This is a genomic window from Streptomyces sp. NPDC027185 (assembly GCF_055567035.1).
Map to the genome: position 1 here is coordinate 459296 of NZ_JBVHRF010000004.1, position 12687 is coordinate 471982.

Genomic DNA, 12687 nt, shown 5'->3' on the forward strand with positions numbered 1-12687 from the left:
GCGGCGATGAGCCGTCAGGTGCTGGCCGTGGGGCCAGACGGGTCCGGGGAGTTCGCGACGCTCGCGGAGGCGGTGCAGGCGGCGCCGAGCGGTGCGCTGATCACCGTGGCCCCGGGCCGGTACGCCGAGGCGCTGGTCTTCACCCGCATCGTGACCGTCATCGCGGCGGAGGGCCGCGGCACGGTACGGATCACGCCGCGCACCGGCTCCGCCGTCACGGTGGCCGCCGAGGCGGTGAAACTGACCGGCCTGGTGGTGCACGGCAGCGACCCGGAGCGCCCCGCCGTGGACGTGGCCGACGGCCAGCTGGAGCTGGACGGCTGCGAGGTCGCCGGCGCGGCGTGGGCCACCGTCCTCGCCCGCGACACCGGCACCCTCGCCATGCGCGACTGCGACGTCACCAACCCCAAGGGCGCCGGCATCGTCGTCACCAGCGAGGCGGAGAGCGTCATCGAGGACTGCCGGCTCGCCGACCTCGGCGCGTCCGGCATCGTCATCGGCGCCCACGGCGACCCGCTGGTGCGCCGCTGCACGGTCCGCGACGCGCGCGGCAACGGCCTGTACGTCAGCGGCCACGGCCAGGGCACCGTCGAGGACTGCGACTTCTCCGGCACGGCGCAGCCCGGCGTCGCGCTGGAGGACGACAGCTCCACCCGCATGCTGCGCTGCCGCATCCACCGGACCAAGGGCGTCGGCCTGCACCTGGCCAGCCGTAACCAGGTCCTGATCGAGGACTGCCGCGTCGAGGAGACCGGCAAGGAGGGCGTGACGGTCGCCGAGCACGCCGATCCGCTGGTGCGGCGGCTACGGGTGACCCGGACCGCCGGGCAGGGCCTGCGGATGTACGACTCGGCGCGCGGCCGGTTCGAGGACTGCGCCGTCGAGGCGAGCGAGGACACCGGCCTGTGGGTGGGCGGCGCGGCCCGGCCGGTCCTGGTCGATCTGCGGGTGGCGGACGTCCGGGGCACCGGCGTGGAGCTGACGCAGGACTGCGTACCGGAGCTGGACCGGCTGACGGTGACGGAGCCGGAGGGCATCGGGGTGCGGGTGGCCGAGGACGCCCGGCCGACGCTGCGGCGCACGGTGCTGACCGGCGGCGGAGCGCACGGTCTGGAGGTGTGCGACACCAGCCAGGGCCGGTTCGAGGACCTGGAGATCACCGGCGTCCGGCGCACCGGCGTGCAGATCGGCGGTGAGTCCCGCGCCCGGCTGACCATGCTGGTCGTCCGGCAGAGCGGCGCGGCCGGGATAGCCGTGTCCGGCACCGCGTCGGCGCGGCTGCGGGACTGCGATGTGGCCGGGACCGCCGGCGACGGACTGTCGGTCGGCGCGGGCGCCAACGTCGTGGCGACGCAGTCGCGCTTCCACGACGGGGAGCGCAACGGCATCCTCGTCGCGGCCGGCGGTTCCGGCACCTTCACCGGCTGCGAGGTCTTCGGCAACCGCGGCGACGGCGTCCTGACCCACACCGACGGGCAGTTCGCCCTGCGCTCCGTCTCCACCTGGGAGAACGGCGGCGCCGGGGTGCACCGCACGGTCGTCAGCGAGAACGCCCTGCTGGAGGAGGTCATGTCGCGCGGCAACGGCACGGCCGACATCCACGGCGACGCGGCGGCCACCGCCCCGGCGGCGGAGCGCGGCAGGCCCGCGGGCGGCGCCCCGGACGTCCCGGCCGCCGGCAGCGCCGCCTGGAACGCGGCGACCGGCGCGGCGGACAACGCCGCCGGGGACGCCGGCGGCACACCGGACGGTGCCGCGCCCGCCCCCGGGGACGCGGCGCCGGCCCCGGAGAAGGGCGCCGGGAACACCAGGGCCGCCGGGCCCGCGAAGAAGAAGGCCCCCGCCTCACCGCTGGAGGAGCTGGAGCAGCTGGTCGGGCTGGCGTCCGTCAAGCACGAGGTGACCACGCTGGTCAGCCTCAACCGCATGGCGCGGCGCCGGGAGGAGATGGGCATGACGGTGCCGCCGATGAGCCGGCACCTGGTCTTCGCCGGGCCGCCGGGCACCGGCAAGACCACCGTGGCCCGCCTCTACGGCACGATCCTCGCCGAGCTGGAGGTGCTGCGGTACGGGCATCTGGTGGAGGTGGCGCGCCAGGATCTGGTGGCGCAGGTCGTCGGCGGTACGGCGATCAAGACGACGGAGGCGTTCAACAAGGCGCTCGGCGGGGTGCTCTTCATCGACGAGGCGTACACCCTCACCGCCCAGGGCGGCTCCGGCGGGCCCGACTTCGGGCAGGAGGCGGTGGACACCCTCGTCAAGCTGATGGAGGACCACCGCGACGACGTCGTCGTCATCGCCGCCGGCTACTCCTCGCAGATGCGCAGCTTCCTGTCGTCGAACCCGGGCATGGCCTCGCGGTTCAACCGCACCGTGGAGTTCCCCAACTACACGGTGGAGGAGCTGGTGACCATCGTCGAGAGCATCTGCGAGCGGCACGAGTACGCCCTCGACCCGGCCGCCCGGGACGGTCTGGACAAGCTCTTCCGGCAGATGAAGCGGGACGAGACGTTCGGCAACGGGCGGGCCGCCCGCGGGGTGTTCGAGGAGATGGTGGACCGGCAGGCGTTCCGCCTGGCGAACGAGGTGAACGCCACCCCCGCCGACATGGTCCGGCTGCTGCCGCAGGACCTCGGCGAGGTGGCCGGATCCGGTGTCGGCGCGGGCGCGGCCGGCGGCGACGAGGGCCAACTGGAGTCGCTGCTGGGCGAGCTGGAGCAGATGGTGGGGCTGGCGGAGGCCAAGCGGCAGGTCGCGGACCTGGTGCATCTGCTGGCCAACGCCAAGCAGCGGGAGGCGGCCGGGCTGCCGTCACCGTCGCTCAGCCGGCATCTGGTCTTCGTCGGCCCGCCCGGCACCGGCAAGACCACCGTGGCCCGCCTCTACGCCAAACTGCTCAAGGCGCTGGGCGTGCTCGCGGGCGGCCAGGTGGTGGAGGTGGCGCGGGCCGATCTCGTCGGCCGGTACGTCGGCCACACGGCGCAGATGACCACCGAGGCGTTCAACAAGGCGCGCGGCGGTGTGCTCTTCATCGACGAGGCGTACACCCTCACCCCGTCCGAGCGGGGCGGCACCGACTTCGGGCAGGAGGCGGTGGACACCCTCGTCAAGCTGATGGAGGACCACCGCGACGACGTCGTCGTCATCGCCGCCGGCTACGAGGAGGAGATGGGCGCGTTCCTCGCCTCCAACCCCGGTCTGACCTCGCGTTTCTCGCAGCGGGTGGAGTTCGGCAACTACGACGCCGACGAGCTGGTGATCATCGTGAACCGGCAGGCCGAGGCGGGCGGCTACACCTGCTCCCCGGAGCTGGAGGCGCTGCTGCGCGCCCACTTCGCGACGGTCCCGAGGGACCGCAACTTCGGCAACGCCCGCTACGCCCGGAAGGTCTTCGAATCCCTGGTCACCCGCCAGGCGGGCCGCCTCAGCCGCCAGACCTCCCCCAGCCGCGAGGAGTTGCTGCAACTCGCCCCCGAGGATTTCCAGGAGACGTCGCTGACCTGACGGCGGGGCCGTTTCCCGGTGAGGGGGCTGTTCCGCGGGGGCGGCACGGGGTGCACGCCGCCCCCGCGACGGGCGTCGCGGGGGCGCGGACTCAGGCGTGCTGCGGTATCTCGTTCTTGAGCGCGGCCCGGATCTGCTCCCGCAGTTCGGGGCCGGGCGTGTGCCCGTGGACGGATACGGCGTGTTCACTCGCGGCGCGTACCACTTCCTCCTCCTCGCCGGAGATGGTGAGCGTGCAGCGCGTTTCGCTCGGGTAGTCCCGGCAGTCGATCACCTTGCGCATGGCGCACCTCCTCACCTCTCCAGTGTCCGCCCCCTCCCCCGCCGGGCGCCTGCGCGGCCGTCACCGCCGCACCGTCTCCCGGCCCTGCTCAGTCCTCGCTCTGCTCCCGGGCGCGGCGCCGGTGATCGACGATGCCCCAGCCGACCGCCCCGGCCAGCAGGGCGCCGCCGAGCGCCGTGGTGCCCAGTCCGGTGCCCGCGGCGCCGCCGAGACCGGTGTCGGAGCCGCCCTTGGGCAGCCGGCCGTGGTCGGCGGCGACGACCGTCAAGGTGCCGGTCAGCGTGGTCTTCCCCGATCCGTGCCCGCGCCCGCCACCGCCCCCGCCGCTGCTCCCGGAGGCCGGTACGGCGCCGTGGCCCGCCCGCACGGCGGCCACCGTCCGGGCACCGGCCGCCGCACCCGCCGGGCCACCGCCCGCAGGTCCCGCGGCCGCCCCGGCACCGGCACCGGCACCGGCCGAACCGTCCGCGCCAGCCCCGGCCGAGCCGCCCGCCGCCCCGTCCCCGGGCGGCTCAGCACCGCCGGACGCATCCGGATCACCGGCCCCGGGCGCGGGAAGCCCACCGTCACCGGCTGCGCCCGAACCACCGTCACCAGGCACGGGCGCCGCACCCTCCCCGCCGCCGGGTACCCCGCCCTCTCCCGGCACGGGCGCCGCGCCCTCCCCGGGCAGCGGAGCACCGGGCGAAGCGCCGCTGCCGGGGAACGTCCCCTCCGGCAGCCCCCCGTCCGCCGCCGGGGCACCGCCGTCCGTACCGCCGTCCGCCCCGGGAGCGCTCTGCTGCGCCGGCCCGCCGTCCGGCGGCGCCCCACCCGAGCCGTGTCCCAGCCCTTCCCCCGGTCCTTCCCCTTGTTCCTGTCCCGCGCCGGGCCGGTGCCCGCCTCCCCCACCCTCGTGGCCGCCACCCTTGTCCCCCTCCCCGCAGACGACGGTCACCTTGTACGTACCGGGCTCGGTGGACTCCGGGACCCGCCCGGTGCCGCCCACCTGATCGCGCAGGGCCGAGAGTTTCAGTGCCGGGATGCCCGCGCCGTCGAAGGTCGCCTCGCCGCTCTTCCCGGGGCAGCCGCCGCCGTCGGAGACCGAGAACTCCTCACCGGGGGCGACCGGATCGGGCTGGACGACCGCCCGGTGCGCCCCGCCCGCGGCGAGGACCGGCCCGGCGCCGGTCAGGGCCAGCGAGGCGGCGAGGACGCCGGTGGCCGGTGCGTGTCGCAGGACGTGCCGTAGAACCATGCACCGAGCAGACCCCGGCGGCCCGCCGCCCGCACCTCGATACCGGGCCCACCGGCCCCGCCACACCCCCGCAAACCGTCATCCCCGCAGGTCACCGGCGGCGCTCCGCCGACCGGGTGGCGGCTGGGCCGGACGGGTCCGACAGCCGGCGACCGGGTGCGTCCGGTGCGGTGAGCGGCCGGGCCAGCCACTCCCCGGGCACCGGCAGCGGCCGGAACCCGGCCTTCTCGTAGACGCCGTGCGCGTCCCGGGTGGCGAGGACGAGCCGCGGCAGCCCGCGCGCCGTGAGATCGGCGGCGACCGCCTCGACGAGCGCGGTGCCCAGGCCCTTGCCGCGATGGCCGGGGTCGACGTAGACGTCGCAGAGCCAGGCGAAGGTGGCGTGATCGGTGACCACCCGGGCGTACGCCACCTGACGGGCCGGATCCCGGACGTACAGGCCGAAGTTGAGGGAGCCGGCCATCGCGCGCTCGTGCCGCTCCCGGGAGCGGCCGGACGCCCAGTAGGTGTCCTCGGACAGCCAGCGGTGCACCCGTGCGCGCTCCAGCCGCTCGGGGTCGGTGGACAGCTCGTAGCCCGTGGGCAGCGGTGTGGTCATGGCCGGAGCGTCGCAGACCGGCGCGGCGCGCGTCGAGACCTCCCGGCCCTGCCGTACGGGGTCTCAGCGGGCGGCCTCGTGCCAGGCGGCGGCCAGGCGGCGGACGCCCTCGGCGAGTTCGGCGGCGGAGGAGGCGGAGGCGAAGCCGAGGCGCAGATGGGCCGCGGACGGTTCGGCGGGGAAGTACGGGCGGCCCCGGGCGACGGAGACCCCGGCACGCAGCGCCGCACCGGCCAGCGCCTCCTCCGAGGTGCCGTCCGGCAGCCGCAGCCAGAGGTAGCAGCCGCCGCGGGGCGCCGTCAGCGCCGCCCCGCCGTCCGCCGCCGCGAGGCCGGGCAGCCGGGTGTGCAGCGCGGCCAGCAGCGCGTCCCGCCGCGCCCCCAACTCCCGTGAGACCAGCCGGAGATGGCGCGGCCAGGACGGTGACCCCACCAGCTCCAGCGCGGTCTCCTGGAGCGGCCCCGGGACGAAGAAGCTGTCGACGACCTGGATGGCGCGCAGCCGGTCGAGGACGGGCCCGCGGGCGGCGAGCGCCCCCACCCGCAGGCTCGGGGAGGTCACCTTCGTCAGCGAGCCGACGTGGACGACGGTGCCGTGCTCGTCGTCGGCGATCAGCGTCGGCGGCAGCGCGGGCGCGGACCCGTGGGCCAGCCGGCGGGCGAAATCGTCCTCGATCACGAACGCACCGGCCGTCCGCGCCACCCGCAGCACCTCGCGCCGCCGCCGCTCCGCGAGGACCGCACCCGTCGGGTTCTGGAACAGCGGCTGGCAGACGAAGAGCCGGGCGCCGCTGGCCCGGAACGCGTCGGCGAGCAGATCGGTACGGACCCCGTCCGCGTCGACCGGCACCGGTACCGGCCGCAGTCCGGACGCACGGGCCACGGCCAGTACACCGGGGTAGGTCGGCGACTCGACGAGCACCGGCGCGCCGGGCGGGGCGAGCGCCCGCACCGCGGCGGTCAGGGCGCTCTGCCCGCCCGCCGTGATCAGTACGTCGTTCGGGGCCAGCGCGCCGCCCGGCCCGCCGATCTCCCGCGCGAACCACGCCCGCAGCTCGTGCACCCCCTCCAGCGGCGGTCGCCGCCAGGCCCCCGGACGGCGTCCGGCGCGGGCCAGCGCGGCGGCCATGGCGCGCTCGGGCTGGAGGTCGGGGTGGAGATAGCCGCCGCTCAGCTCGACGACGCCGGGCGCCGGCCCCGCGAGGGTGGCGAGCACCCCGGAGGCGTCGACACTGCGCGGCACCTGATCGGCGGCGCCCTCCGCGCTCAGCGCGATCTCCTGCCAGGAGGTGTCGGCCGGGCGCGCCGCGCGGGCGGGCGGCGCGGCACGGAAGACCCCGGCCCCGGGCCGGGTGACGACCAGCCCCTCGGCGGCCAGTTCGGCGAGCGCCCGGGAGACCGTCACCGGGCTGACCCGGAACCGCTCCCGCAGCACCCGGCTCGACGGCAGTTTCTCCCCCGGCGAGTAGCGATCGACCTCTTCCCGCAGGGCTACGGCCAGTTCGGCAACGCTGCTACGCTCATGCATGAGAGCAGACGATAGCGCTATCGCCTCGACGGGGATAACGGTCGAGACCGTTCCGCCCGCTTCCCGCACCGCTCCCGGGCCGGCGGCAGGACCCCGCGCGGAGCCCGCCCGCGGCGGGTCCGCCGACGCCGCGCCCGGCACCGGAGCATCCGCCGCCCGGCCCGGTCCGGCCGTCACCGCCGATGCCCCCGCCGACGCCGCGCCCGGTGCCACCACGTACAGCGCCGGACCCGATGCCACCGGTGCTACGCCCGCCACCCCCGCACGGCCGGCGCCGTCCGCCGGGCCCGACGCCCGTACGCCCGAAGCCGGTCCCGGAGCAGCCCGAGCCGCGCGGGGGACCGCACCCGGCGGCTCGTCCGGTGCCATGCCGTCCGGCGGCACCCCGTCCCGCGGCGGCACCCCGCCCGACACCCTCACTCCCGGAACCGGGCCCGGAGCGACCGGCACCGCACCCGTATCGGCACGTGGCGCCCGGCCCGGCGCAGCGCCCTCCGACCCCCGCCGCCGCGGGGTGATCCTCGCCGTGCTCGGTGTCGCCGCCTTCTCGCTCACCTTTCCGGCGACCGCCTGGGCGCTGGAGGGGATGGGGCCGTGGACGGTGGTCATGCTGCGCAGCGTGCTGGCCGCCGCCGTCGCCGGTGGTTGCTTCGCGGCGCGCCGCACCCCACTGCCCGCGCGGCGCCACCGGCCGGGTATCGCCGTCGTCGCCGGCGGTATCGTCCTCGGCTTCCCGCTGCTGACCACACTCGCGCTGGAGACGACGACCACCTCGCACGCGGCGGTGGTCGTCGGTCTGCTGCCGCTGACCACCGCCGTGTTCGCCGCGCTGCGCACCGGGACACGGCCGTCGCGGACGTTCTGGGCCGCGGCGCTGACCGGCGCGGTCGTGGTCATCGCGTTCGCCCTGCACCAGAGCGGCGGCCGCCCGAGCGCCGGTGACCTCTACCTCTTCGGGGCGCTGCTGGTCTGCGCCGCCGGCTACGCCGAGGGCGGACGGCTGGCCCGCTCGATGCCGGGGTGGGAGGTGATCGGCTGGGCGCTGGTCCTGGCGCTGCCGGTGACGGTGACGGGCTCGGCGCTCGCCCTGGCCGCCGAACCCCTGCACCCCACCCCGCACGCGGTGGCCGGGCTGCTGTGGCTGGCGGCCGGTTCGACCTTCGCCGGGATGGTCGTCTGGTACCGCGGGATGGCCGCCATCGGCGTCGCCCGCGCCAGCCAGCTCCAACTGGCGCAGCCGCTGCTGACCCTGTTCTGGTCGGTCACCCTGCTCGGCGAACACCTCCCGCCCGCCGCGCCCCTCGCGGCGCTCGCGGTCCTCGCCTGCATCGTGGTCACCCAGCGCAGCCGGAGCTGAGCACCCCGGGCGGGCGGCGTGACGAGCCCCGGGCGAGGCGGAGACCGAGGGCGGGAACCGGGGACGGGCCGGGCCCGGCGTGCTGCCGCGCCGCCCCTCCCCTCCCCAGGCGGACCGGCCGCCCGCCGGGCCGCGGAAGGGCGACGCGGCAGCACACGGGAAGCGTCCTCGACCTGCGGAAAGCCGAGCCCGCGGCTCTGCCGGAGGACACCCGGCCCGGCACCACGACCGGCGCACCCCCTCTCCCTCCGCAGCCGGCCGCCCTCTCCCCGCGCACCGGATGCGCCGCCCACCCCCCGACGTAAACTGGCCGCAACGGCATGTACCGCCGTCCGGGCCGTCCCGGCCCGTGATCCGTTGGCCAGGCCGCCCGGCCGAGCAGCCGTACGGCCTCCAGGCGGGAGGACCCCTGATGCATGCGACCAAGGGCGACCGGCTGCTGGTGCACGGCAGGACCGTCGGGCACGGCGACCACGTCGTCGAGATCATCGAAGTGCTGGGCGACCACGGCGATCCGCCGTTCCGCGTCCGTGACGAGGACGGGCACGAGGCGATCCTGTCGCCCGGACCCGACGCCGTCGTCCGCCACGAACCGACCCCCCACCCCCGCTGAACCGCACCGGCCCCGGGGCCGGTCCCGCGGCGCCGCCCCGCCCCGGGCGGCGCCGCACACGTATGCCGGGCGCCGTGCCGTCACCGGCGCCGACCGGGGGCAGCGGCCTTCCGTACCGCTACCGGTAGTGGTCGGCGACCACCCGGGCCATCGCCCCGGACGGATCGGTGGCGACCTCCTTCGCGGAGAAGAAGATATGGCCGCCCACCTGCGGATACCGGTGCGCGAAGGTCAGATGGCGGGAGAGTTCGGCCGGATCCTGCCAGGGCGCGGGCTGCGCCGGGTCACCCGCCTTGTACAGCGCCTCCCCGAGATAGAGATCCACCCCGGTACCGGCCGCCGTCCGCGCCCACCACGGCACGATCCGCGCGTAGTCCGCCGCCTCGAAACCGAGGTTCCAGTACGCCTGCGGGGCGAGGTAGTCGAGCAGCCCCCGCCGCACCCAGCCGCGGGTGTCGGCGTACAGGTCGTCGTACGCCTGCACCCCGGCGCGGGTGTCCGAGCCCGCCGGGTCGGTGGCGCGGTTGCGCCAGACCGCGAAGGGGCTGACGCCGAACCGCACCCGCCGCCCGGTCGCCCCGCGCACCGCCGCGACCCGCGCCGCCGTCTCCCGCACCAGCAGTTCGGTGTTGTGCCGCCGCCACGCCGCCCGGTCGGGGAAGCCCGCCCCGTACGCGGCGTAGGAGGCGTCGTCGCCGAACGTCTCCCCCGCGACCGGATACGGATAGAAGTAGTCGTCGAAGTGGAGCCCGTCGACGCGGTAGCGGCGCACCGCGTCCAGACAGGCGTCCTGGACGAAGCGCCGGACCTCCGGCAGCCCGGGGTCGTAGTAGAGCTGCCCGCCGTAGGGCACCACCCAGTGCGGATGGCGGCGCGCCGGATGGGAGGGCACCAGCCGCCCGGGGTCGCCGTGCCGGGCGACGCGGTACGGGTTGCACCAGACGTGCAGCTCCAGCCCCCGGCGGTGCGCCTCGTGGACCGCGCAGCCCAGCGGGTCCCAGCCGGGATCGCGGCCCTGGTGCCCGGTGAGGTACTCCGACCACGGTTCGTACGGGGACGGCCACAGCGCGTCGGCGGTGGGCCGGACCTGGAAGAAGACCGCGGTCAGGCGGCGGTCCGCGGCGGCGTCGAGCAGGGCGAGGAGTGCGCGGCGCGCCTCGGCGGGCGGCAGCCCCGGGCGGGACGGCCAGTCGCGGCCCGCGACGGTCGCCAGCCACATGCCGCGCAGCGCACGGTGCGGATGCCGCGGTCCGGCGGCCGACCGGGATGTCGCGGCGGCCGTGCCGGGTCCGCCCGCGCACCACGCGGCGGTCCCGAGTGCCGCCACGGCGAAGCCCCGGCGTGTGATCCGTCTCATCAAATACCCCCAACTTGTCCATTTTTGGTCGCATTCTTGGAGGTCAGAATGCCCGCCCCGGCGCCCGGAGCCCGGTACCCGTACGAGTAACTTGGGGGGCCGAGGCGGGTCCGGCACCCCTACGGAGCCCCGCCCGGTCCCGTAGATCAGCGAAAGGCACGAGGTGACGGACACTTTCACCGACATCGCACGCGTCGGCGTGGTCGGCTGCGGTCAGATGGGCGCCGGAATCGCCGAGGTGTGCGCACGCTCCGGGCTGGAGGTCATGGTCGCCGAGACCACCGGCGAAGCCCTGGAGCTGGGACGCACCCGCCTGACCAACTCCCTCGGCAAGGCCGCCGACCGCGGCAAGATCACGCCCGCCGAACGGGACGCCGCGCTCGCCCGCCTGAGCTTCACCACGGACCTCGGGGAGTTCGCCGACCGCGATCTCGTCATAGAGGCGGTCGTGGAGAACGAGCAGGTCAAGACCGAGATCTTCCAGGTTCTCGACCAGGTCGTGACCCGCCCGGACGCGATCCTCGCGTCCAACACCTCCTCCATCCCGCTGGTGAAGCTGGCCGTCGCCACCTCCCGCCCCGACCAGGTCATCGGGATCCACTTCTTCAACCCGGCGCCGGTGCAGAAGCTCGTCGAGCTGATCCCCGCGCTGACCACCGGCGACGAGACGATCGCGCGCGCCGAGGCGCTGGTCCAGAACGTCCTGGGCAAGCACGCCATCCGCGCCCAGGACCGCTCCGGCTTCGTGGTGAACGCCCTGCTCATCCCGTACCTCCTCTCCGCGATCCGGATGTTCGAGTCGGGTATGGCCAGCCGTGAGGACATCGACAACGGCATGGAACTGGGCTGCGCCCACCCCATGGGCCCCCTCAAGCTCTCCGACCTCATCGGCCTCGACACCGTCGCCTCGGTGGCCGCCTCGATGTACGAGGAGTACAAGGAGCCCCTCTACGCCGCTCCCCCGCTCCTCGCCCGCATGGTCGACGCAGGGCGGCTGGGCCGCAAGAGCGGTTCCGGCTTCTACGCGTACTGAGCGCGCCCCGGCCCGCGCACGGCTGACGGCCCGCCTCCCGCGCCGGGAGGCGGGCCGTCGGCGCATCCCCGGCCCCACGCACCCCGGCAGCCTCCCCCACCTCCCCGCTTCCTCACTCTCCGTCACTTCACACGGGGTGTGCGCGGCTGACCCACAGAAGTGCGGCGCACACGCTCCCGCCTTCGGCTTCGTGGCAGTTGACTGGTTCCCGTACCCAGGACGACGGATGTCGCGACAGCGGAAAAGAGGAACGGAACGTGACCGCCCACCCTGAACGCAAGCTGGTAGCCACCGATGTGGCGGAGCTGAGGCGGTGTCTGGATGTGCGCAGTGCCCGCGTGGACGGCGAGCTGGCGCTGCTCGCCCAGCGGAACGCGCAGTACGAGCGGGACGCGGACGAGCTGAACGCCCGCATCGCGCAGTTGGAACAGGGACGCTGGCCACTGCCTTCGGTGGCCGCGCTCGCCTCCGTGGCAGCGGTGGTGGTGAGCGTCTGGCAGGTGCTGGCCCGGTGAACGGTCCCGGCGCCGCCGCCCGGAGGTGGCGGCGCCGGACCTCGACCGGCCACAGCCGGTCCCTCATGCCTCGACGGGCCTCAGCCGCGACTCGCCCGGACCGGCCCCTCGCGCACACAAGGTGCGTCAGCCGAGGCGGAGTTGGTGGAGCATCAGCAGCGCGGCGGCCATGTTCGCCGCCGGCACCTCACCCCTGGCCACCATGTCGGGCACCAGCTTCAGCGGCACCCACTCCCGGCGGTCGGACTCGAAGCCGTCCTCCGGCGGGCCCGTGTAGGTGGCCTCGTCGGACCAGTAGATGTGGTGCCGGGCGTCGGTCAGGCCGTTGGACGGCTCGACCGACATCAGATGGGTGAGCGGGCCGGGCCGCCATCCGGTCTCCTCCTCCATCTCCCGGGCGGCGGCCGCCGCGATGTCCTCGCCGTCCTCGACGACGCCCGCGGCCAGCTCCCAGCCCCAGGAGTCGGTGATGAAGCGGTGCCGCCAGAGCAGCAGCACCTCATTGGCCTCGTTGACCACCGTGGCCACGGCCACCGGCCGCATCCTGATGAGGTAGTGGTCGAGGTGCCGGCCGTCGGGGATCCGCACATCGGCGAGATTCACCCGGAACCAGCGGTTCTCGTACACGGTCTCTTCCGCGAGATTGTTCCAACGCACTGTCTG

General features: G+C 75.3%; 11 protein-coding genes. 5 read left to right on the plus strand and 6 right to left on the minus strand.

What is annotated here, in order from left to right:
* The first annotated feature begins 6 nt into the window (after nucleotides 1-6).
* Complete coding sequence (locus tag ACZ4M8_RS15625) at nucleotides 7-3504, plus strand: right-handed parallel beta-helix repeat-containing protein (protein WP_467607335.1); 3498 nt, start codon at nucleotides 7-9, stop codon at nucleotides 3502-3504.
* Nucleotides 3505-3595: 91 nt separating this feature from the next.
* On the opposite strand, the gene ACZ4M8_RS15630 is transcribed toward ACZ4M8_RS15625, so the two are convergent.
* The 4 genes from ACZ4M8_RS15630 to ACZ4M8_RS15645 all read right to left on the minus strand — a co-directional run bounded on the left by ACZ4M8_RS15630 (nucleotide 3596) and on the right by ACZ4M8_RS15645 (nucleotide 7149).
* Nucleotides 3596-3787: a DUF1059 domain-containing protein gene (locus tag ACZ4M8_RS15630; RefSeq protein WP_467607338.1), complete on the minus strand. Its 192-nt coding sequence runs from the start codon at nucleotides 3785-3787 to the stop codon at nucleotides 3596-3598.
* A gap of 88 nt (nucleotides 3788-3875) precedes the next feature.
* Nucleotides 3876-5024, minus strand: coding sequence for a hypothetical protein (locus ACZ4M8_RS15635; protein WP_467607341.1), 1149 nt, complete (start codon nucleotides 5022-5024; stop codon nucleotides 3876-3878).
* Nucleotides 5025-5115: 91 nt separating this feature from the next.
* The gene (locus ACZ4M8_RS15640) at nucleotides 5116-5622 is read right to left on the minus strand and encodes a GNAT family N-acetyltransferase (RefSeq protein WP_467607343.1); all 507 of its coding nucleotides are present in this window, start codon (nucleotides 5620-5622) and stop codon (nucleotides 5116-5118) included.
* A 63-nt stretch (nucleotides 5623-5685) separates the two neighbouring features.
* On the minus strand, nucleotides 5686-7149 hold the full coding sequence (locus ACZ4M8_RS15645) for an aminotransferase-like domain-containing protein (RefSeq protein WP_467607346.1): 1464 nt from the start codon (nucleotides 7147-7149) through the stop codon (nucleotides 5686-5688).
* A 367-nt stretch (nucleotides 7150-7516) separates the two neighbouring features.
* On the opposite strand from ACZ4M8_RS15645, the gene ACZ4M8_RS15650 reads away from it, so the two are divergent.
* Both ACZ4M8_RS15650 and ACZ4M8_RS15655 read left to right on the plus strand, forming a co-directional pair.
* Complete coding sequence (locus ACZ4M8_RS15650; protein WP_467608037.1) at nucleotides 7517-8506, plus strand: DMT family transporter; 990 nt, start codon at nucleotides 7517-7519, stop codon at nucleotides 8504-8506.
* A 412-nt stretch (nucleotides 8507-8918) separates the two neighbouring features.
* On the plus strand, nucleotides 8919-9119 hold the full coding sequence (locus tag ACZ4M8_RS15655) for a DUF1918 domain-containing protein (RefSeq protein ID WP_399093549.1): 201 nt from the start codon (nucleotides 8919-8921) through the stop codon (nucleotides 9117-9119).
* Between the two features lie 118 nt (nucleotides 9120-9237).
* Here ACZ4M8_RS15655 and ACZ4M8_RS15660 read toward each other — a convergent pair whose 3' ends face one another.
* Complete coding sequence (locus tag ACZ4M8_RS15660; protein WP_467607348.1) at nucleotides 9238-10476, minus strand: glycoside hydrolase family 10-like protein; 1239 nt, start codon at nucleotides 10474-10476, stop codon at nucleotides 9238-9240.
* 163 nt (nucleotides 10477-10639) lie between these two features.
* Between ACZ4M8_RS15660 and ACZ4M8_RS15665 the strand changes: the two genes are divergently transcribed.
* Together ACZ4M8_RS15665 and ACZ4M8_RS15670 are read left to right on the plus strand one after the other, a co-directional pair.
* Nucleotides 10640-11509, plus strand: coding sequence for a 3-hydroxybutyryl-CoA dehydrogenase (locus ACZ4M8_RS15665; RefSeq protein WP_399093543.1), 870 nt, complete (start codon nucleotides 10640-10642; stop codon nucleotides 11507-11509).
* Between the two features lie 257 nt (nucleotides 11510-11766).
* Nucleotides 11767-12024, plus strand: a complete 258-nt coding sequence (locus tag ACZ4M8_RS15670; protein ID WP_399093525.1) for a hypothetical protein — start codon at nucleotides 11767-11769, stop codon at nucleotides 12022-12024.
* A 126-nt stretch (nucleotides 12025-12150) separates the two neighbouring features.
* On the opposite strand, the gene ACZ4M8_RS15675 is transcribed toward ACZ4M8_RS15670, so the two are convergent.
* Nucleotides 12151-12681, minus strand: a complete 531-nt coding sequence (locus tag ACZ4M8_RS15675; protein WP_467607350.1) for an NUDIX domain-containing protein — start codon at nucleotides 12679-12681, stop codon at nucleotides 12151-12153.
* Nucleotides 12682-12687 lie beyond the last annotated feature (6 nt).

Coding starts and splice junctions, on each gene's coding strand:
- ACZ4M8_RS15630 (WP_467607338.1), bottom strand. CDS start 3,787: ATGCGCAAGGTGATCGACTGCCGGGACTACCCGAGCGAAACGCGCTGC.
- ACZ4M8_RS15640 (WP_467607343.1), bottom strand. CDS start 5,622: ATGACCACACCGCTGCCCACGGGCTACGAGCTGTCCACCGACCCCGAG.
- ACZ4M8_RS15655 (WP_399093549.1), top strand. CDS start 8,919: ATGCATGCGACCAAGGGCGACCGGCTGCTGGTGCACGGCAGGACCGTC.
- ACZ4M8_RS15625 (WP_467607335.1), top strand. CDS start 7: ATGAGCCGTCAGGTGCTGGCCGTGGGGCCAGACGGGTCCGGGGAGTTC.
- ACZ4M8_RS15650 (WP_467608037.1), top strand. CDS start 7,517: ATGCCGTCCGGCGGCACCCCGTCCCGCGGCGGCACCCCGCCCGACACC.
- ACZ4M8_RS15635 (WP_467607341.1), bottom strand. CDS start 5,024: ATGGTTCTACGGCACGTCCTGCGACACGCACCGGCCACCGGCGTCCTC.
- ACZ4M8_RS15660 (WP_467607348.1), bottom strand. CDS start 10,476: ATGAGACGGATCACACGCCGGGGCTTCGCCGTGGCGGCACTCGGGACC.
- ACZ4M8_RS15645 (WP_467607346.1), bottom strand. CDS start 7,149: ATGCATGAGCGTAGCAGCGTTGCCGAACTGGCCGTAGCCCTGCGGGAA.